The 19,276-nt window shown below is 62.1% G+C and carries 15 protein-coding genes, 1 tRNA gene and 1 pseudogene; 8 read left to right on the forward strand and 9 right to left on the reverse strand.

Annotated elements, in window-relative coordinates; genetic code table 11:
- Positions 1-5 precede the first annotated feature (5 nt).
- Both NEI07_RS18900 and NEI07_RS18905 read right to left on the reverse strand, forming a co-directional pair.
- On the reverse strand, positions 6-1,883 hold the full coding sequence (locus tag NEI07_RS18900; RefSeq protein ID WP_256036797.1) for a sigma 54-interacting transcriptional regulator: 1,878 nt from the start codon (positions 1,881-1,883) through the stop codon (positions 6-8).
- Between the two features lie 118 nt (positions 1,884-2,001).
- Positions 2,002-2,523: a pyridoxal-phosphate dependent enzyme gene (locus NEI07_RS18905; protein WP_256036798.1), complete on the reverse strand. Its 522-nt coding sequence runs from the start codon at positions 2,521-2,523 to the stop codon at positions 2,002-2,004.
- Between the two features lie 725 nt (positions 2,524-3,248).
- Between NEI07_RS18905 and NEI07_RS18910 the strand changes: the two genes are divergently transcribed.
- From NEI07_RS18910 to NEI07_RS18920, 3 genes and pseudogenes are all read left to right on the forward strand, one after another.
- Positions 3,249-3,851: a tetratricopeptide repeat protein gene (locus NEI07_RS18910; protein WP_256036799.1), complete on the forward strand. Its 603-nt coding sequence runs from the start codon at positions 3,249-3,251 to the stop codon at positions 3,849-3,851.
- A gap of 678 nt (positions 3,852-4,529) precedes the next feature.
- A pseudogene (locus NEI07_RS18915) lies at positions 4,530-4,826 on the forward strand (NUMOD1 domain-containing DNA-binding protein); the annotation flags it as partial.
- Between the two features lie 124 nt (positions 4,827-4,950).
- Positions 4,951-5,250 carry a hypothetical protein gene (locus tag NEI07_RS18920; protein ID WP_256036800.1) on the forward strand — a complete coding sequence of 100 codons (300 nt, stop codon included), beginning with the start codon at positions 4,951-4,953 and terminating at the stop codon, positions 5,248-5,250.
- 338 nt (positions 5,251-5,588) lie between these two features.
- Here the strand turns inward: NEI07_RS18920 and NEI07_RS18925 are convergent.
- The 6 genes from NEI07_RS18925 to NEI07_RS18950 form a co-directional block, all read right to left on the reverse strand.
- Positions 5,589-5,663 (reverse strand) — tRNA-Gln (locus tag NEI07_RS18925).
- 59 nt (positions 5,664-5,722) lie between these two features.
- On the reverse strand, positions 5,723-6,403 hold the full coding sequence (gene rpe / locus NEI07_RS18930; protein ID WP_256036801.1) for a ribulose-phosphate 3-epimerase: 681 nt from the start codon (positions 6,401-6,403) through the stop codon (positions 5,723-5,725).
- A 4-nt stretch (positions 6,404-6,407) separates the two neighbouring features.
- Complete coding sequence (gene fba, locus NEI07_RS18935) at positions 6,408-7,490, reverse strand: class II fructose-bisphosphate aldolase (protein WP_256036802.1); 1,083 nt, start codon at positions 7,488-7,490, stop codon at positions 6,408-6,410.
- Between the two features lie 18 nt (positions 7,491-7,508).
- Positions 7,509-9,431: a transketolase gene (tkt, locus tag NEI07_RS18940; RefSeq protein WP_407659948.1), complete on the reverse strand. Its 1,923-nt coding sequence runs from the start codon at positions 9,429-9,431 to the stop codon at positions 7,509-7,511.
- 98 nt (positions 9,432-9,529) lie between these two features.
- Positions 9,530-10,405 (reverse strand): phosphoribulokinase, encoded by an 876-nt coding sequence (locus NEI07_RS18945; protein WP_256036804.1) that lies wholly within the window; start codon positions 10,403-10,405, stop codon positions 9,530-9,532.
- A gap of 180 nt (positions 10,406-10,585) precedes the next feature.
- Entirely contained in the window at positions 10,586-11,599 is a 1,014-nt protein-coding gene (locus NEI07_RS18950) for an AraC family transcriptional regulator (RefSeq protein ID WP_256036805.1), read from the reverse strand.
- A 242-nt stretch (positions 11,600-11,841) separates the two neighbouring features.
- Between NEI07_RS18950 and NEI07_RS18955 the strand changes: the two genes are divergently transcribed.
- Positions 11,842-12,999 (forward strand): DUF3047 domain-containing protein, encoded by a 1,158-nt coding sequence (locus NEI07_RS18955; RefSeq protein ID WP_256036807.1) that lies wholly within the window; start codon positions 11,842-11,844, stop codon positions 12,997-12,999.
- Positions 13,000-13,471: 472 nt separating this feature from the next.
- Complete coding sequence (locus NEI07_RS18960) at positions 13,472-14,116, forward strand: glycoside hydrolase family 3 N-terminal domain-containing protein (RefSeq protein WP_256036810.1); 645 nt, start codon at positions 13,472-13,474, stop codon at positions 14,114-14,116.
- A 25-nt stretch (positions 14,117-14,141) separates the two neighbouring features.
- Here NEI07_RS18960 and NEI07_RS18965 read toward each other — a convergent pair whose 3' ends face one another.
- A complete protein-coding gene (locus tag NEI07_RS18965) occupies positions 14,142-15,101 on the reverse strand; it encodes an N-acetylmuramic acid 6-phosphate etherase (protein WP_256036812.1) in 960 nt (319 codons plus the stop codon).
- A 166-nt stretch (positions 15,102-15,267) separates the two neighbouring features.
- On the opposite strand from NEI07_RS18965, the gene NEI07_RS18970 reads away from it, so the two are divergent.
- From NEI07_RS18970 to NEI07_RS18980, 3 genes are all read left to right on the forward strand, one after another.
- Positions 15,268-16,299: an SIS domain-containing protein gene (locus NEI07_RS18970; protein ID WP_256036814.1), complete on the forward strand. Its 1,032-nt coding sequence runs from the start codon at positions 15,268-15,270 to the stop codon at positions 16,297-16,299.
- Positions 16,296-17,459, forward strand: coding sequence for an N-acetylglucosamine-6-phosphate deacetylase (nagA, locus tag NEI07_RS18975; RefSeq protein WP_256036816.1), 1,164 nt, complete (start codon positions 16,296-16,298; stop codon positions 17,457-17,459). The genes NEI07_RS18970 and nagA overlap by 4 nt, the downstream gene beginning before the upstream one ends.
- A gap of 115 nt (positions 17,460-17,574) precedes the next feature.
- Entirely contained in the window at positions 17,575-19,227 is a 1,653-nt protein-coding gene (locus NEI07_RS18980) for a hypothetical protein (protein ID WP_256036817.1), read from the forward strand.
- Positions 19,228-19,276 lie beyond the last annotated feature (49 nt).

Raw genomic sequence — 19,276 nt, forward strand, 5'->3', positions numbered from 1 at the left:
AGACCTCAGGAGCTGCGCCATACGGCGGAAGACACCAGCACGCGGCTCGGCAAATGCCGCGCGCTGAAATAAGCATCGGCAATTTCCTGTTGTTCCGATATGACGTTTTCGTCCATCGCGCGAGGCTGAAACTCGAGACTATCGAAATAGCGCTGCGCAGCTGCTGGATCCAAATTCAGCCCACGGGTTTCAGCTAATCGCGGGGCAAGGGAAACAGGGCGCCGGTCCCGAACCGACTCCACCTCTTTTAGGAGGGCGTCGATGACGTTCGGGTAGCCGATCGCAAAGGCGCGCCGCGCGACGTAGAATTGACGGTTTTGGACTTGACCAACGCCGTCAACTAAGAGCCGCGCGCCATGCCGGGCGCCTGCGATGCTGAGCATGGGGGCCCATATCGCCCATGCATCGATCACGCCTTTTTCGAGTTCAGCGACAAGGTCCAGACTGGGCGAAATGTAAACCGGCTCAATATCGGTCGGCGATAAGCCACGACCTTTCAAAAGCGACATTAGCAAATGGTCGGCATTCGACCATTTGCTAAACGCAACTCGCTTTCCGCGGAGATCATCGACCGACACGATCGTGCGGTTCGTCACGACGATTCCAACGTCGCAGGGTGCAGGTGGCTCGTGTCCGATGTAATAAAAAGGGACGCCGGTGCCTAACGCAAAAACTGTGGCGGCCTCGCCCGTAACTCCAAAATCAATTTCGCCTTTACCAATGGCGTCAAGAATTGCTGGGCCGGAACTGAATTCGCTCCATCTCGAACGAAATCCGAGCGGGCGAAGTCGCTCGTCCAAAGATCCAAGCACGTGGAGCGCCGCAAGCGTCCCAAAATGCTGATAGCCGATACGCACGACTCCGAGGCCGGTCGCTCCGCGCGGTTCCGTCGTCGTTTTCTGTGGAGAGGCCGCGGTTTTGCGTTGGGCAATCAGGCCCATATGCGAAAGATGCGTGCGAAATTCATTGCGAGTCACGCCAAGCGCCTCGGCCGCGCGCACCTGGTTGGCCTTTTCGCGTTCGAAGGCGCAAATTATCGCGCATTGCGTCACGCGCTTCAAAACGTCTCGCTCATTGCGAGCCAAAGCTTCGTTGATAGTTTTACGCAAATTTGTTTCGAAATCGATCGTATCGTCCTCATGCGCGATCGTTTCGACAAGCGGGACGTCCGTTACCTCCGCGTCCTGCGCAAGCAGCAGCGCATTGTGTATGACATTTTGCAGCTCGCGGATGTTCCCAGGCCAGCTATAGTCCAGCAGTTTCCTCAAGGCGCTCTCAGAAAGCGACGCATCGGGCCATCCGAACCGCGCGCCATAATGATTCAAAAAAAATTCCGCAAGTGGCGCGATGTCTCCCTTGCGCTTGCGCAGCGGCGCCAGTTTCACCGTTAAGACGTTGAGACGATATAGAAGATCCTGGCGGAAAGTCTTGGCTTCGACGGCGCGTTCAAGATTTACATTCGTCGCCGCGATCAGCCGAATATCAATCGGGCGGGCCTGCCTCGATCCGACGCGCACAACCTCTCGTTCCTGAAGAACCCGAAGGAGCTTCACTTGGGCCCGTTGCGGAAGGTCGCCGATTTCATCAAGTAACAGCGTGCCGCCATTGGCGGCCTCGAACCACCCTGCTTCACTTGTGATCGCGCCCGTAAAAGCTCCCCTTTCGTGCCCGAAAAGTTCTGCGTCGACGAGGCTTTCGCTGAGAGCCCCGCAGTTTACGGCGAGGAATGGTCCCGACCGTCGCGCGCTATTCAAATGCACGTATCGAGCGGCTATTTCCTTACCCGTGCCTGTTTCACCCGTTATCAGGACGGGAGCGTCGGTGCGGGCGATTGTATCAAGCTCTTCTTTCAGTTTCCGTGATATGGGATCGACGAACACCATTGCTGTCGCGCGCGCGGTGGTCGGCTGCGCGATCGTCTTCGCAGGCGTGGCGCTGGAACTACTTCGCGGAACTCTTGCCCAATTCATGGTCTCAATCTCGCTCGCTGATGGTTCCGACCTATTCGAAGAAACCTGCGACTTTGGAATGAGGCGCTTGGACAGAACGCCTTTGAGCGTGCCAATGCGCTGCAGAACTTGAGCGCGATGTCTGCGTTTGGATCAACAAGTGTGAAGGCATATCGAAGAGGATTGCTTCATCGTTGCTGACCTGCTCGATGTCGTCGACCAAAGACAGGTCGAGCACGCCCGGGACGAACTCGTCGCCTTTCCGCCTCTCGTGGCTCATCGTTTTCGGCATGGTGAGCATAAGAGGAATGCCACGGGCAGCCGCAATATATCCCTGCTCGATGTCGGTGTTTCCGCTCGTCGGTTCGATGATTTCTTTTCCGGGGCCGAGAAGTCCTCGCTCCTCGGCATCCCCGATCATCGAAGCGCAGATCCGGCATTTGACCGAGTAACCTAGATTGAGACCCTCTATTTTCGCCAGAAGGGTCGCTGGCAAGCCGTCGGTCAGCCTATTGAGACGGACCAGAGGAGTGCGCTCGATCGAATGGGAATTGTCTTCTAACCAAGATGCCATCGAAGCCTCCCGTTTGCCTGTAGGCAACTTAGTCTATAGAACTTATCAATTGCAAGTCTGGTCGACGATGAAGCAGTACCCGGCGTTCGAACCTGGACGGCGCCAACGGAACTGGCGCGCCTCCTATTGATGCGACGCGACCCACGAACACGCATTTGAAACGCAGCGCTAACATCCGGCTGCTTGGCGTCGTTGTTCTGGAAATCGACGCCGTCGTGTACAGTGAGATCTCTCTGTCTTCCCCGGAAACCCGATCCTACCACCTTGGCTGCGCCCGGCGCTGCTCGCGGGAGTCTCGATCGTCGAGCGCCAGGATCGGCCATGTTGGCGTGGCTCCAAAGCAAAACCATCGGTCAAAACCGCACGCGCTTTAGCGAACCCGCCACGACTATGCTCGGCACTCCACCCGAGCGCGATATTACATTATTCGATGAACATCGAAGATCTACGCGAGATGTGGCGCGAGAAGCGGGAGCACGAACCGCTTCAACGCGAGCTTCGACGAATTGCAAAGGCGGGTCACGGCCATGGACAAGGAGATCATTCGCGCACAAAACGCGCGCCTGCGAGCTACGCGGCTGTCGAAGGCCGGATTTTGAAATTCGCGCACGGTCTCCCCACGAGCGGCATGACTGATCGGCGCCACGGGAGAAGGGCCGCGTTGACAGGGCGGTTGCTCAAGGCAATCTGTCCGCAGGGGTTGAACGAGGGCTGGGAGATAATCGATGCGCTATTGGTTCTCTGTTGCGGCGATCATTCTTTCGGCGTGGCTGACGCCGCCAGCGCATGCCGCCGATCGCGATCTGCATGATTGCAAAACGAACCTAACGATTGCGGCCTGCTCGCGCGTCATCGAAAGCGGAACGGGGGATGCGCAAGTCTATTCGTCCCGCGCCGTGGCCTACATGAAAAAGAAAGCATGGAGCTTGGCGATTGCCGATATAACAGAGGCGATCCGCCTCAATCCGGAATATTTTGGCCACTACTTGATGCGTGGCGACTTTCGTACGCGCAATGGCGACTATGATCTCGCGATCGCCGATTTGACAAAGTCGATACGCCTACACCAGTCAGACATGAAATCGGGGAAAGTAAGCGTAAAAACTGACTCAGGGTTCGATTACTTGCTGCGTGGCAAGGCCTATCACGCCAAGGGCGACTATGACCGCGCCATCGCGGACCAAACGGCGGCGATCCAACGCAGTCCGAAATGGACAAGTCCTTACGAAGACCGCAGCAAGGCCTATAAGGCCAAGGGCGACGACGCCCGCGCCCTGGCGGACCACAACGAAGCAATCCGCCTCGATCCGAATGCCGGCGGTCATTGATGACGTCGCCCTCGGCTCTTTAGCGGGACGATTTGCGCACGGCCCACGGGGCTGGATGACCCCTTGATCGGTTCCACACAGGCCGGGCATCACCTCGTTGTTGCTGATCACAATCAAGGTCAATCGTGTAGCAGTCTTGGAGCCGCCCAAATCGAAGCAGGTTCCGCTGAGAACGTATTCGGAGCCGGAGCGCCGCTCGATGGTCCTGTAATCGCATCCGCCCTCGCCGCCTTCCCCAGTTCCCCTTGCTTATCGAACAACACGTATGAACCGTCCTCGCCCCGTCGATACGCGCGACAGCCATTCGTGCCCGCCTCTCCGAACCACCCACGGATCGGCAGTTCGCGGCTTTGCTTCACGCGCTGTACAGCGCTCGTCCCTTGCGAAGGGCTGCTGTCGCCCCGCAATAGTGCGATCAGGGGCTTATTGCCCGCGACAGACAGGCTCGCCTCCGCAATAGCGGAACTGGAAGTAACGCATGCCACAGCAGCGGCTGCGAATAGAAACCTCGCATCAGAAGCGCTCCTTGAGGTCTGGCGTGCGAATACCCGTCGTCCGTCGGCGTGTGATTAGGCGTGCAATTTTGACCCCCTAAGCCGGGGGATCGGCGTCCAAAATTGACCCCCTTGAGAACCGCTTGCAGGTCTGCCCGCTTTGGCATCGAGCGGGCGGTGGGGGATGCTGGTTGTGGAAACGATTGGCCGGATTCGGCGGGAGCATTTTCAGAAGGGCAAGTCGATCAAGGAGATTGCCCGGGATCTGAAGATATCACGCAATACGGTTCGCAAGGTTCTGCGATCGGGCGAGACGTCGTTTTCCTATGAACGGGAGGTCCAGCCGCGTCCCAAACTCGGCGTCTGGAAGGCTGAGATCGATCGAGTGCTTGCGGCGAACGCAACGAAGCCGGCGCGGGAGCGGTTGACGCTGATCCGCGTGTTCGAAACACTGCGAGCGCTCGGCTACGACGGCGGTTACGTTTCACGGGCGGGAACTGGAAGCAAATCTATCGGATTGTGAAAGAGCGCCGAACAGATCGATCGGGCTGATGATTCCATTTGTTCGAAAACTCGCGCCGCGGAAAGGAATCTCGCATGCGCCGATGAATCAGGAGACGATTGATTCCGAAACGCGAGAGGCGCTGCTGAAGGCGATTGCGCGTTCACGTGGATGGATGGAGATGATCCTCTCGGGTAAGGCCGCATCATTCGACGAGATCGCCTGGAGCGAAGGTCTCGCCGAACGTCATGTCCGGCGCTTGGCCGTCCTGGCGTTCCTGTCGCCAAAAGTTGTTCAGGCGATCGCCGACGGCGCCGCTCCCTCAGGTGTAACAGTCTCCAGCCTGACACAGGCTCTGCCTCATGCTTGGGCGGATCAAGAGCGACGGCTCGGCCTCGGCTAAATCCTTCAATCTCGGTCTTGGCCGATGCGGCCGGCGCCGCGCCGTCTCATGCCCCCGTCGTGTCTCGATCCGGAACGGATGACATACATCCGGGTTCATCGACCGAACCGCGTCGAAGCCAACCGGTCTGCTCACAAAGCGAACCCGTCTCAGGCGGCGTCCGTCGAAAAAACCCGGACATTGAAAAATCGCCGACTGAGACTGTGGCGGGAATCACGCCATTGAGACCGGGATTTCCGCCTTTAGAAAGTCTCTGAGCCGCCGCTCCTCGCGCAAATGCACCGAATTCCCGGCCCTTTCCCCAAAGTCCGCGTCCGGCCTGAGATTCTGGGAATGCGTGGCTGGGGCGGGAGGATTCGAACCTCCGTATGGCGGAATCAAAATCCGCTGCCTTACCGCTTGGCGACGCCCCAATGCGCAGGTGAGGCGATAGCGCGCCCCGTCGCGACAATCAACTGGCCGGGAGGCCGGGTCACACGGCGATCGCGCCGGCGCTCGCCGCGGCGCGCCGCAGCGCCGCGATATTGTCGGCGTAGCAGAGCTGCCCGCCGCGGAAAGCGGCCGAGCCCGCGACGAGAACATCGGCGCCGGCTTCGACGACCTGCGGCGCCGTCAGCGGCGTCACGCCGCCGTCGACCTCGATACGGATCGCGCGTCGTCCGATCATCTCGCGTATGGCGCGGATTTTGTCGAGCTGCGAAGGAATGAAGCTCTGTCCGCCGAAACCCGGATTGACGCTCATCACCAGGATGAGATCGATATCGTCGAGCACATATCGCAGCGCGCTCTCCTGCGTCGCCGGATTGAGCGACACGCCGGCCTTTTTGCCGAGCGCGCGGATCGCCTGTAGCGAGCGATGAAGATGCGGCCCGCCCTCGGCGTGGACGGTGATGACGTCGGCGCCCGCTTCCGCAAAAGCGGCGATATAGGGGTCGACCGGCGAAATCATCAGATGCACGTCGAGCGTGAGCTTCGTCACCGGCCGCAGCGCCGCGACGACGCCTGGCCCGAAAGTGATGTTGGGCACGAAATGCCCGTCCATCACATCGAGGTGGATCCAGTCGGCGCCGGCGTCGGCCATCGCGCGCGTCTCCTCGCCCAGCCGCGCGAAGTCGGCCGAGAGAATCGAGGGCGCGATGACGACGCCGGTCATGACGCTATTCCGCCGCCTTCTTGCTCGCGAATTGCGGATCGAGCGCGCCGCTGGCGTAGCGCTTGGCCATTTCGGAGAGCGGGATCGGCTTGATCTTCGAGGCCTGCCCCGCGGCGCCGAATTCCTCATAACGCTGCTTGCAGACGGCGCGCATCGCCTCCATGGCGGGCTTCAAATATTTGCGCGGATCGAACTCGCCCTTGTTCTTGCCGAGCACGCCGCGGATCGCCGCGGTCATGGCGATGCGATTGTCGGTGTCGATGTTGATCTTGCGCACGCCATATTTGATCCCGCGCTGAATCTCTGCGACCGGCACGCCCCAGGTCTGCGGCATCTCGCCGCCAGCGGCGTTGAAGGCGTCCTGCAAGTCCTGCGGCACCGACGACGAGCCGTGCATCACGAGATGCGTGCTGGGCAGGCGACGATGGATTTCCTCGACGACTTTCATCGCCAGAATGGCGCCGTCGGGCTTGCGCGAAAATTTATAGGCGCCATGCGACGTGCCCATCGCGATTGCGAGCGCATCGACCTTGGTGCGGGCGACGAAATCCTCGGCCTGCGCCGGATCGGTCAGCAGCTGGTCGTGCGAGAGCTTGCCTTCGGCGCCGTGGCCATCTTCCTTTTCGCCCATGCCGCTTTCGAGCGAACCGAGCACGCCGAGTTCGCCCTCGACCGAAGCGCCGACCCAATGCGCCATGTCGACGACATTGCGCGTGACGCGCACATTGTAGTCGTAATCGGCGGGCGTCTTGCCATCGGCCTTGAGCGAACCGTCCATCATCACCGAGGTGAAGCCGAAGCGGATGGCGCTGGCGCAGGTCGCTTCGGCGTTGCCGTGGTCGAGATGCATGACGAGCGGAATGTCCGGCCAGATCGCCGCGAGCGCCTCGATCATCTTGGCGAGCATGATGTCGTTGGCGTAGCTGCGCGCGCCGCGCGAGGCCTGGATGATGACCGGCGCTTCGACCGCCGCCGCCGCTTCCATCACGGCAAGGCCCTGCTCCATATTGTTGATATTGAACGCCGGAACGCCGTAGTCGTGCTCGGCGGCATGATCGAGCAGTTGCCGCAGGGTGATCAGAGCCATTGTCGCCTCCGCTATGTCTTACGACTTAACTAGTGTGCGCGCCGCGTCAGCCACAGCCTCGGCCGTGACGCCGAAATGCTTATACAGCTCGCTGGCCGGTCCGCTCGCGCCAAAGCCGCTCATGCCGATGAAAGCGCCGCGCTCGCCGATCCAGCGGTCCCAGCCGAGCCGAGCCGCCGCCTCGACCGCGACGCGCGGGGCGTCGCCCAGCACCTCGGCGCGATAGGCCTCGGACTGCGCCTCGAACAGCTCCCAGCAGGGCATGGAGACCACGGCGGCCTTCACTCCTTGCGTGTCCAGATTGTCGGCCGCGGCGAGGGCGATTTCAACCTCGGATCCCGTGGCGAGCAGCGTGACGTCGCGCTTTCCCGCCGCTTCGCGCAGCACATAGGCGCCCCTGGCGGAAAGGTTTTCGCCAATGGGCCGCTCGAGCGTCGGCAAGTTCTGCCTCGACAGGCTTAAGACCGACGGCGTGTGGCGGCTTGCCAACGCCAGCTCCCAGCATTCGGCGGTCTCGATCGCGTCGGCGGGGCGGAAGACGTGGAGGTTTGGCATGGCGCGCAACGCCGCCAGATGTTCGACCGGCTGATGCGTCGGCCCGTCTTCGCCAAGACCGATCGAATCATGGGTGAGCACATAAATGACGCGCAGGCCCATAAGCGCCGAGAGTCGGATCGCGCCGCGGGCGTAATCCGAAAAAACCAGGAAGGTGCCGCCATAGGGCGCGAATCCGCCATGCAGCGCGATCCCGTTCATCGCCGCCGCCATGCCGAATTCGCGTACGCCATAATGGATGTAGCGCCCGGAAAAATCGTCCGGCGCGACCTCGCCCATGCCCTTGGTGATGGTGAAGTTCGAATGGGTGAGATCCGCCGAGCCGCCGATCGTCGCCTGCGTCGCGGCGTTGATGACGCCGAGCGCCATTTCCGATGACTTGCGGGTTGCGACCTTCGGCTTTTCGTCGGCGAGCTTGGCGCGGAACTCAGCGAGAGGCTGTGCGATTTCCGCCGCGACGTCGGCCTTCATGAAGGCGTCGAAAGCGGCGCCTTTGGGCGACGCGGCGCGTCGCGCCTCCCAGTCTTCACGCGCCTTCGCGCCGCGGCGCCCCGCCGCGCGCCAGGCCTCCAGCACGTCATCGGGCAGCTCGAAAGGCGCGTGCGGCCAGACGAGCGCTTCACGGGCGGCGTCGATCTCCGCCGCCCCGAGCGGCGCGCCGTGGCAGCTTTCCTTGCCCTGCTTGGTCGGCGCGCCATAGCCGATCAGCGTGCGGCAGCCGATGAGCGAAGGCCGGGGATCGGCCTGCGCCGCGGCGATCGCCTGCGCGACCGCTTGGGGATCGTGGCCGTCGACATGGGCCACGTGCCAGCCGGCGGCGGCGAAACGCGCGATCTGGTCCGTCGACGTGGCGAGGCTCGTGGGTCCGTCGATCGAGATCGAATTGTCGTCCCAGAAGAGGATGAGCTTTGAGAGCTTCAGATGTCCGGCGAGGTCGATCGCCTCATGGCTGACGCCCTCCATCAGGCAGCCGTCGCCGGCGATCACATAGGTGAAATGATCGACGAGATCGTCGCCAAAGCGCGTCGCCGAGAGGCGCTCGGCGATCGCCATGCCGACCGCGGTCGCGAGCCCCTGGCCGAGGGGACCGGTGGTCGTCTCGATGCCGGCTGCGTGGCCATATTCGGGATGGCCTGCGGTCGGAGACCCCAGCTGGCGGAAGTTTTCGAGTTCTTTGCGGCCCATGCCCGGATAGCCGAGCAGATAAAGCAGCGCGTAAAGCAGCATCGACCCGTGGCCGGCGGACAGCACGAAACGGTCGCGGTCAGGCCAGTCCGGCTGGCTCGCGTCAAACTTCATGAAGCGCTGGAAAAGCACAGTCGCGACGTCGGCCATGCCCATCGGCATGCCGGGATGGCCGGATTTCGCCTTTTCGACCGCGTCCATCGCCAAGGCGCGAATGGCGTTGGCGTAGCGCGTCGGATCGGATTTTGCGCCAGCCGCCGCCGCGGAGGTCTCCTTGGCCGCCGTCAATATAGTGTCGTTCACGTCACGCCTTTCCTGCGTCTAACCAGTTCGAGGATCCTTGGAGTAAGGATCAGCTGCATTGCGAGATCAAGCTTATTGCCTGGAATGACGATAGAATTGGCGCGCGACATCCAGCTTCCCGCGATCATCGCCACAAGATAGGGGAAGTCCACCCCTCTCGGATCGCGAAAGCGAATGACGACGATCGATTCATCGGGCGTCGGAATCGAACGGGCGACGAAAGGATTCGAGGTGTCGACCGTCGGCGCGCGCTGGAAATTTATGTCCGTTTCCGAGAACTGGGGACAAATATAATGCACATAATCATGCATGCGCCGCAGAATCGTCTCGGTGACGGCCTCGGTCGTGTAGCCGCGCGAATGGCGGTCGCGATGCAGTTTCTGGGTCCATTCCAGATTGATCACCGGAACGACGCCGATCTTGAGATCCGCGTAGCGCGCGACATTGACGTCATCGGTGACGACCGCGCCGTGCAGCCCTTCATAGAACAGCACGTCGGTATTGGGCGGCAGTTCCTCCCAATCGGTAAACGTCCCGGGCGGCACGCCTAGCCTCGCCGCCTCGTTTTCGTCATGGGCGTAATGGCGGTAGCGGCCGGAGCCCGTCTCGCCATATTCGCGAAAGAGCGTCTCGAGCTCGGGCAGCAGATTGGCGTGGGGACCAAAATGGCTGAAATTTTGGTTGCCGACCGCATGGGCCTCGGTGAGCTTCGCCTTCATCTCCACGCGATCGTAACGATGGAAGCTGTCGCCTTCGACATAGGCGACCTCGATGCGTTCGCGGCGGAAAATCTGTTCGAACGTCGCCTTGACCGAACTGGTGCCGGCGCCGGACGAGCCGGTGATGGAGATGATCGGATGTCTGACCGACATGGGCGCGCGACCCGGACCCTACGAGCAAGGCGAACTGGACGGCCTGCGGCGGGCCGGCCGACCGCGGGGGCTCCGCCGGCTTGTCGCACGGCGCGGGGGCAAAGGAAAGGCTCCCGCTCCCGGCGGGGACGCTGGGAGGCGCGAACGCGGCGAAGAATTATGACAGCCGCATTCGAAGGCTCAACCGCCAGGCTTCGCCAGATCCCGCCATCGACTGGGAGCCACTCCGCTCCAGCGCTCGAAGGCGCGGCTGAAATGCGCGGGGTCGCGATAGCCGAGCATCATGGCGATCTCGGTGATCGACCAGGATTGGCATAACAGACTCACCGCCCGTCGTTGCAGTTTATTCTTCAAGAGATCGGAGAAGCTCAGTCCGTACTCGGCGAGCCGGCGCTGCAGCGTTCGCTGCGATAAACCCGCCCGACGAACAATGCGGGAAAGGTCAGGACGACCGTCGAGAAGCTCAAGATCGATCAGGGCGCCGACATTGCCCGGCACGTCATCCGGATCCGGAATGTCGAAGATGCGATCGAGTTCGTCGGCGCTGAGACCTCGATTCGCATTGAGATGCGGATTGACCGCCATTAGCAGCCGTTGATCGAAAACGATCGCGCCGGGTCTGTCGCAGATTGCCGTATCGACGCCCATCTGCTCGTCGATACGACGCAGGGCGCTCGCGGGCAGACCCCCAACCATGATTCGATCCGGCAGCCAGTCCGCGCCGACGAAATGGCGGATCATGACGATCATGTACCAGAGGGCGAGAATCTCGTTCTGCGGACGGCCATCCGTAGCAGGGTCGGCTAACTCATATGACCAGTGCACGTCGTCGCCGTCTCGTCGGACGGTGAGCCGCGTCGCGCTCTGCATCATGTGCGGCAGGCTTGTTCCCGCGCGATGGATCGCGTCCAATAAGGTGGGCGCTTGTATGACCCACTTGCCATAGACTCCTAAGCCCGCGATCGACGTTTGGCGGCCGAGTCGGGCCGCGAAAGCCTCGTCCCGCAATTCGCGCGAGGCGATCGCGAGCAGCCGGAAATGGTCGCGCAGAGGCAGAAGCGTATCGGGCGAATCCAGCAAACGGATGGGAAGCTCGGCGCGGCGAAAGACCCGCTCGATCGAGCCACCGTTCGCGGTGACGACGTCCGCGATCGGCCCGAGCGTGCTCGCGCGCGTATATCCCGTTCGTCGCATCCATTGCCCTCGCGCGCCACTAACGGTCGGATTTCGGCATGTCCTGGCATGCAGATTTTCGGCGTGAAGCATAACATTCCGCCTACCGATCACGAACCCGCGCCCGTTACGCCGTTTCGGCGACAGTTCAGAACGAGAGATCAGAAAGAAAGCCAATGTGCGTTTATTGTCTCAACCTTTCTCGCGCTGCGAATGGAACGGCGTGGGGCGGCGTTTCGCGGCGCGACCTATTGCGGCGCGCGATGGCTCTCGGCGTCGCTGCGCCCTTCGCGGCCGAGGCGTCGAAGGCCGTCTTCGCCGCCGAACAGGGCGTTCCGGCGCCGGCGGATTTTAGGAAGGGCGTCGAGGATCTTCTCGCCGGGGCGCATCCGCCCGAACTCGCGGACTATCGCGTCTTCGACATAAATGGCTCAGATCTGCCGTGGATCGATCTCGGCCTCGAGGCCGTGAAAGGCCAGCAGATCACCTTTCTCGTCGCCGGACGATGGTGGCTGTCTCGTCAACATGACCTGTGGTTCCCTCCCGGTCTCGCCTTCCACGCTCGCACGCAGCATCGGCGGCCGATCTTTAGTCCGGGCGCGGACACGAGCACCATGACCGCGTCGCATGACGGTCCCGTCGAGGTGGCCCGCTTGGCGACGCTATACGCCGACGAGGACGGCCGGCTTACCATTCCGCAGGATGTTTATCGCAAGGATGACGTTAGAATGACCGGCCTTGCGCTTCTGTGGCGCGGCGACGCCGCCACCGGCCTCGCGAGCCTTCGCGCGAGTCTTGCCGCCAAGAGCGGCGACGTCGGCGCTCTTGTGGCGACGGAACTCGCGCGCCTGCGCCGTAACCGCAAGCTGCCGGAAGGCTGGTCCAATCTCTTTTTGCTCGGCGGCGGAGAGGAGAGCTTCGTCTGGGACGCGAATGGCGAGATCATCTGCGACAGCGCGGGAGCCGCTTCCATTATCGAGCGGCCGCTGACTCTTCCTCTCGCCTCCGGTCCGAAACTCGGCTGGCGTTGGAAGATCGCCCAGCTGCCGTCTATGGCGGCGGAAGATCAGGCGTCCGTTCACGATTATCTGTCCATCGGCGTTAAATTCGACGACGGGCAGGACCTCACCTATATCTGGAGCGCGGCGCTGCCCGAGGGTAAGGTTTTCCGCTGTCCGCTGGCCGGCTGGAACGCCATCGAGACCCATATGATCGTCGCTTCCGGCGCGAAGGACCTCGGATCGTGGCGGGAGCTGGAGCGGGACGTCGCTTCCGACTACGCCGCCCATATCGCCGGGTCGGCCAAGGCGATCAGCCATGTCTGGCTGTTGGCGATTACGCCGTTCCAGCGTCGCCGCGGCGCAGGCCGTTTCGCCGACATCAGAGTCGAGACGGCCGACGGCGCTATGCGCAAACTCTAATATCGCGGCTTCGAGTTCAACGGACCGGGTAGGCTAGGACGATGCGCCGCCTCCTAGATCAGCTGATCAGCGCGACATCGAGGTGGATGGCGACGAGCGACTGCTTTGACATCCTCTCGCCCTTACCATTTTACGCTCATGGATCTCCCGATCGGCGAACTGTTCATCTTGGGTTTTCGCGACCCGCTGATCCCTGGCTGGCTGCAGGATTTCGCCCGTAGCTTCGGCTTGGGCGGGGTCATTCTTTTCGACTACGACTGTACCGACAAAAAATACGAACGGAATGTCTTTGACCCGGCTCAGCTCGAGGAGCTTTGCGAGGGTCTTCACGCTCTCCCGTCGCGTCCGTTGATTTTTATCGATCAAGAAGGCGGCAAAGTCCGCCGGTTGAAGGAAGAGCGCGGCTTTATTCCGCTGCCCAGCGCCCGCCAGTTCGGGCGATTGACCGCCTCGGAGCGGCTCCTATGCGCAGATGCGACAGATCGGAATCGATGTGAACCTGTCGCCGGTCGTCGATCTCGACATCAACCCCGACAGCCCGGATGTGGGGTCGGTCCAGCGAAGCTACTCGAGCGATCCCCATGTCGTAAAGGCATGCGTGGAGACGCTGGCGGAAGTCGCCGCTTCGGTGAATTTGAAACTATGTTTGAAGCACTTTCCCGGAACCGGCGGCGCGAAGGTGAATCCCCATGACCATGTCATGGATCTTTCCGACTGCCTGACTGATGCGCAAGTGAATGTGTTCAAGGAGCTGATCGCACGCGTGCCGATGGTCCTGTTCAGCCATGGCATCGTGAATCAATGGGAGAGAGACACGCCGGTCTGCCTCTCCGCCGTCGCGGTGAATAAAATGCGCGCCTGGGCGCCGGACGCCTGCATCCTGACAGACGATTTGCAGATGCAAGGCGTGCAAAAGCTGATGTCGACGGGCGAGGCCTGCGCGCAGGCGCTCCGCGCCGGCGCGGATTTCATCCTCATCGGCAACAACATGAAAGACGAGCAGGATCACGCGGTGGAATTCGCCCGTCGGCTGCTCTCGGCCTGCGCGCAGGATGCGTCCATGCGGGCGCACGCCGAGGCGTCCATCAAACGCGTAAGGAAGCTGAAATTTGGGTGAAGCGCGGAGCGCTCAAGCTGGCGCCCTACTCGTGCGTCGCATCTTCCCGAATGTACGGCTGGGCGGTCTCTCGAAGGTCCGCCGCCTTTGGCCGCTCGACCATCAAGCTCATGGCGCGACGCAAATGGCCCTCTGCCTCGTCCAGCGCCGCCGCCGCCTTGGCGAGCCCGTAGCCCTGCAGCAAGAGAAAGGCGAGCTTCACGCTCCCGCCGGCGCGCTGCAAGGCTTCGTGGATCTCCTCGTCGGCGCGGCCGGTCAGCCGCGACAGGATTTTTTCACTCCGTCGCACCAGTTTCTTGTTCGAAGCCTGCACATCCACCATGAGGCCGTCGTAGACGCGCCCGAGCAGGATCATGACGAGCGACGAGAGCAGAATAAGCGTGATTCGCTGGGCGGTCCCCGCCTTCATCCGCGTCGAGCCGGCGATCGGCTCCGCGCCGGTTTCGAGAAAAATCGAATGATCGGCCTCCTGGAGAAGCGGCGTCCCGCGATTGTTCGCGACGCCGATCGTCAGAGAGCCCCTGTTTTTCGCCTCGCGCAAACAGGCGAGCGTAAAAGGCGTCGTGCCGCTTGCGGCCACCGCGATGGTCACATCCGACGCCCCAATCTCGTGCCGCCGAACGAGTTCGACCGCCTGATGGTCCTGGTCTTCGGCGCCTTCAACAGCGTGTAGCAGGGCAGTTTGTCCGCCGGCCATGAGGAGCAGAAGGCGATCTTGAGGCCAGCCGAAGGTTGGCATGAGCTCCGCCCCATCCTGGGCGGCCAAGCGACCGGATGTGCCGGCGCCGACGTAAACGAGCCGTCCAGGCCCGCGCAGCCGGCGCTCAATCGCAAGCGCCGCCCGTTCAATCGCGGGGCGCGCGGCTCTAACGGCGGCGACGGCGGAAAATTGCCCTTCGATCATGGAATCCAGGATCTCGTCCGGCTCCCAGACGTCGATCTTGGCATAGCGCGGACTTTGGCGTTCGGTCTCCGTCGGGCACATCGGCGCATTCCAGCTGATAAGCCGCATATGGCCAAATGGCGGGGAGAGTTCAAGCGAAGCTTCCTATCCGCAAGCTCGCGCCAGCGCGGGAGCTGCGCTGGAACTTGCTTTCCCGCGCGTGCGGCTCAATCTCTGTGCTGATGGGTTTGACCGGAAGCCTCAACCAATGACCGTGCTCGACGCGCAGATGATCTCCGATATGCGAGAGGCTCCGGCGGCCGTGCGACGGCAGGGTGACGGGCTCGCCGAGGTGCTCCCAGTTCTCGCCGATCGGTTACGGCGCAAGCCGCCTCAAGTCGTCGTCACCTGCGCGCGCGGCAGTTCGGCGCACGCCGCGACCTTCGGCAAGCATCTGATCGAGCGATACCTCGGCGTTGTGGTGGCGCCTGCCGCGCCCAGCATCACGACGATCTATCATCAGCCTCTACGGCTGGCGGATCAGCTCTTTCTCGCGATTTCACAGTCGGGCGAAAGCAGCGACATCATCGAACAGGCCGCTGCGGCGCGCTCTTGCGGGGCCGTGACCGCCTGCATCACAAATGACCCGGCAAGCGGACTCGCGCAGGCCTGCGAATTCGTGTTGCCGATGGCGGCGGGCCCCGAACTGAGCATCCCCGCGACCAAGACATTCATCGCATCGGTGGCGGCGCTTGCCCGAATGGTCGCCTTTTGGGCCGAGGACAAGCCGCTCGCGACCGCCCTGAGGGCATTGCCGGATCGCCTCGCCGCCGCCGGCGACCTCGACTGGAGCAGCGTCCTGGAGAAGATCGCAGGCGCGGAAAGCCTGGTCACAATCGGACGCGGGCCGACTCTCGCCATAGCGCGCGAAGCCGCCCTGAAACTGAAAGAAACCTCCGATCTGCATGCCGAATGCTTTTCTTCAGCCGAATTCCTCCACGGCCCGGTGGCGCTGGTGGCGCCCGACTATCCCGTGCTCATGTTTGCGCCAACGGACGCCGCCGCCGCGGGCATGACGCAGCTCGCCGCGGATCTCAGGGCGAAGGGCGCGGCGGTCTTTATCACCTCCTCGGAGGCGCGAACGCCCGACAGGCTTCCAGCATTGCCCCCTGAACATCCCGAAACCGACGCGATCTGTCTGATCCAGAGCTTCTACGCCATGGTCGTCCGCCTGGCCGCGATGCGCGGAAGGAACGCGGACCGGCCGCGCCACCTGCGCAAGATCACGCGCACGCGATGAACGGCTGCTCTCGATACGCGGTGGCCGCGGACGTCGTCTTCGACGGCGAAAAAAAACATGACGACTATGCCGTCGTGATTGAAGGTCAGCAAATCGCGGCGCTGACGCGGCGATCGGATCTTCCATCTTCGATGGAAGTTTACAACGTCCCTCAAGGCGCATGGCTCGCGCCGGGCTTTATCGACACTCAGGTCAACGGCGGAGGCGACGTCCTTTTCAACGCCGATCCGACGCCTGTCGCTTTGGCGAAGATTGCGCAGGCGCATCGCAAGTTCGGCGTGACGTCGCTTTTGCCGACGCTCATCACGGATAGCGATGAAGCGATGGCCGCGGCGCTTGGCGCCGTCAGCGCAGTCATGGCGCGCGAGCCCGGCATTCTCGGCATTCATCTCGAGGGCCCTTTTTTGTCTCCGCAAAAGCCGGGCGTTCATCGGCGAGAGTTTGTCCGCCGTCCGCAAGCCCATCATCGCCAAATGCTCGGCGCGTTTCGCGCGGGCGTATTGCTGGTGACGCTCGCGCCCGAGGAAGCGCCCGAAGGCTTCATCGCCGAACTTGTCGCTGCGGGAGCGAAAGTCTCGCTCGGTCATTCGATGGCGACTTATGAGGAAACCCGCGCCGCAATGGCCGAGGGCCTGACGGGCTTCACGCATTTGTTCAACGCAATGCGTCCGCTTTCCGCGCGCGAGCCCGGACCTGTCGCAGCGGCGCTCGAATCGCCCCACGCCTATTACGGGATGATCGTCGACGGCGAGCACGTCGCCCCCGCTATGCTCGGATTGGCGATGCGCGGCGTCGGGCGTCCCATGCTGGTGAGCGACGCCATGCCGCCGGTCGGCGGGACAAAAGCAGAGTTCGATCTCCTTGGCGCGCGGATCGTGGTCCGCGACGGCAGTTGCCGCACGCAGGAGGGCGCGCTTGCAGGATCGTCGATCGAGATGGCGAGCGCGGTGCGCAACTGTGTTCGGCTTCTCGGACTTCCTCTGGAGCGAGCGCTGCGCTGCGCCTCTTGGCACCCTGCCGAGTTTTTAGGTCTCGGACGCTCGCTCGGCCGCCTCGCGCCGGGATATCGCGCCGACATGGCAGCGTTCGACCCGACGGATATTTCGGTCTCCAACGCCTGGGTCGCCGGCGAGAGATCGGATTATCGTCCTGGGGCCTAGCGGGCGGTTAAAATCATAAAAGTGCTTGCCGAGCGAAGAACTCTATCGCAGACAATTTCTGACTTATCGATCCGATGGATTGGATCGAGCTCGCTGCGCTCTAAGGGAGAGACCGATGTCTACCGATCAAAACTTTCCGTCGGAAAAAGTGGTATCGGAGCTCGCCGCGCCGCAAGTTGTGCGGCCTCTCGATCAGCGTGGTCGAATCGAACGTAGAGAGGTGCTGCGCGCCGGCGCCGCCGGAATCATCGGAAGCATTTTCGGCGGCAAATCGGCCAACGCCACAGGGCTGTTCTCACGCCTGATCGGGAACTCAGCGGAGGCGGCGGAGGCGAATGCGCCGCGTCTGGCGACGCTTGGCGACTACGTCTGGCTCACCCCGACGAAGCTCGGCGGAGGCGCTCAGGCGCAGGATCTTGCGACCGGCAAGACGATGGCCTGGATCGAATATTGGAATTATGGCGACAGCTGCCCGATCGCCCATCATCTCGCAGCCTTTCCTTCGGCCGACCCGCACAAAGGCTTCGAATTCGTAAACTCGACCCAGGGTGGGCAGAACGTCCTGATTTATGGCATCCCCACTCAGATCCGGGAACATGGAATGCTCGATCCTTTGTGGGGACAGGGCAATCAGATCTATCGCGTCGGCTTCGACGGGCAACAGATGAATTTGCTCGAGAATGTCGCCGAGACCACGGGGATCGGGCTTGGCGTGCACACCGTCATCTTCCCGGATGCGTCCGGCTTCACGGTCGCGGACGGGCAAAAGGATGTGGTCGCCTTCTTCAATCGCGCCACCGGAAACCAGAAGACGGCGGTGCTCGACGCATTCCGTTTCGACTGGCGAGGAAACGAGCCGGACGGCGTGCTCGAGGACAACTGGTTCAAGGGAGGGACCGTCCGCGTTTCCCGTCTCCAAAAGGCGTCTGACACCGGGCTCTATGATTATCGCGGCGTTAAGGGAAACAAGCTCGATTGGGAGATGGTGCCCATGGGCGAGTACCTCGCCTATACGGGACAGCTTCCGGGCGACTCGGTGAAGACGCTGACCGGCGCCGATAATTGCGTCCACCATCCGATCCATCCGCTCTCGCTAGTGACGCTTCGCATGTTCGCCGTCGGCGTCGTCATCGACCGCACGACGATGGAGCCGGTTGCGTGCATCTCCTCCCCTGACGGCACGACGAAGGAAAGCATTCCCGTCAAAAAGATCGCCGACGGCATCTGGGACATCAAGCTGGATAATGTCGTGTCCTCGGGACACGAATGCGGCTTTGGACCGCACGGCAAATGGTTCACCATGACGAACAACACGCGACAAAACAGCATGGGCGTGTTCGATTGTTCGGACCGCGATCCGCGCAACTGGAAGCGAGTGACCGAGTTCAAAGACTCGCACTGGGTTGGCTCGACGCCGAGCCCGTTCCACATCACCTATTCGATGGACGGCTCAAAGATGTTTGTCTCCGAGCTGCATCGCAAGCCGGCCAAAAGCGCCATCGTCGTCGTCGACACCAATACGTGGACGACAATCAAGCGCTTCGAGAATGTGGGCGTTGACCTGCAGACGATGCATGTCACCTATGACGGCAAATATGTGCTCGCGATCTTCAGCGGATTCCAGCGGCTCGAAGGCGGAACCTTCATCTTCACGCAGGATACGCTGGAGCCCGTTGGTTATATCCCGAACTTTGGCGGTCACCACGACTGCGTTATTGTTCCGCGGAACAATCAGGAACTGATCCACAGCCGCTGCACCACGGTCTGACGGGATCGGCGGAACCCGCAAAGACGATCATTCGTCTTGCTCGCGTCCG

It is taken from the genome of Methylocystis suflitae, from assembly GCF_024448135.1.
Lineage (GTDB): Bacteria > Pseudomonadota > Alphaproteobacteria > Rhizobiales > Beijerinckiaceae > Methylocystis > Methylocystis suflitae.

What these genes read in the sequence shown, in the direction of transcription:
- NEI07_RS18900 (WP_256036797.1), bottom strand. Translation starts at nt 1,883, where the DNA reads ATGGTGTTCGTCGATCCCATATCACGGAAACTGAAAGAAGAGCTTGAT.
- NEI07_RS18950 (WP_256036805.1), bottom strand. Translation starts at nt 11,599, where the DNA reads ATGCGACGAACGGGATATACGCGCGCGAGCACGCTCGGGCCGATCGCG.
- NEI07_RS18955 (WP_256036807.1), top strand. Translation starts at nt 11,842, where the DNA reads ATGGCTCTCGGCGTCGCTGCGCCCTTCGCGGCCGAGGCGTCGAAGGCC.
- tkt (WP_407659948.1), bottom strand. Translation starts at nt 9,431, where the DNA reads ATGGACGCGGTCGAAAAGGCGAAATCCGGCCATCCCGGCATGCCGATG.
- NEI07_RS18910 (WP_256036799.1), top strand. Translation starts at nt 3,249, where the DNA reads ATGCGCTATTGGTTCTCTGTTGCGGCGATCATTCTTTCGGCGTGGCTG.
- NEI07_RS18965 (WP_256036812.1), bottom strand. Translation starts at nt 15,101, where the DNA reads ATGTGCCCGACGGAGACCGAACGCCAAAGTCCGCGCTATGCCAAGATC.
- NEI07_RS18960 (WP_256036810.1), top strand. Translation starts at nt 13,472, where the DNA reads ATGCGACAGATCGGAATCGATGTGAACCTGTCGCCGGTCGTCGATCTC.
- NEI07_RS18905 (WP_256036798.1), bottom strand. Translation starts at nt 2,523, where the DNA reads ATGGCATCTTGGTTAGAAGACAATTCCCATTCGATCGAGCGCACTCCT.
- nagA (WP_256036816.1), top strand. Translation starts at nt 16,296, where the DNA reads ATGAACGGCTGCTCTCGATACGCGGTGGCCGCGGACGTCGTCTTCGAC.
- fba (WP_256036802.1), bottom strand. Translation starts at nt 7,490, where the DNA reads ATGGCTCTGATCACCCTGCGGCAACTGCTCGATCATGCCGCCGAGCAC.
- NEI07_RS18970 (WP_256036814.1), top strand. Translation starts at nt 15,268, where the DNA reads ATGACCGTGCTCGACGCGCAGATGATCTCCGATATGCGAGAGGCTCCG.
- NEI07_RS18920 (WP_256036800.1), top strand. Translation starts at nt 4,951, where the DNA reads ATGAATCAGGAGACGATTGATTCCGAAACGCGAGAGGCGCTGCTGAAG.
- rpe (WP_256036801.1), bottom strand. Translation starts at nt 6,403, where the DNA reads ATGACCGGCGTCGTCATCGCGCCCTCGATTCTCTCGGCCGACTTCGCG.
- NEI07_RS18980 (WP_256036817.1), top strand. Translation starts at nt 17,575, where the DNA reads ATGTCTACCGATCAAAACTTTCCGTCGGAAAAAGTGGTATCGGAGCTC.
- NEI07_RS18945 (WP_256036804.1), bottom strand. Translation starts at nt 10,405, where the DNA reads ATGTCGGTCAGACATCCGATCATCTCCATCACCGGCTCGTCCGGCGCC.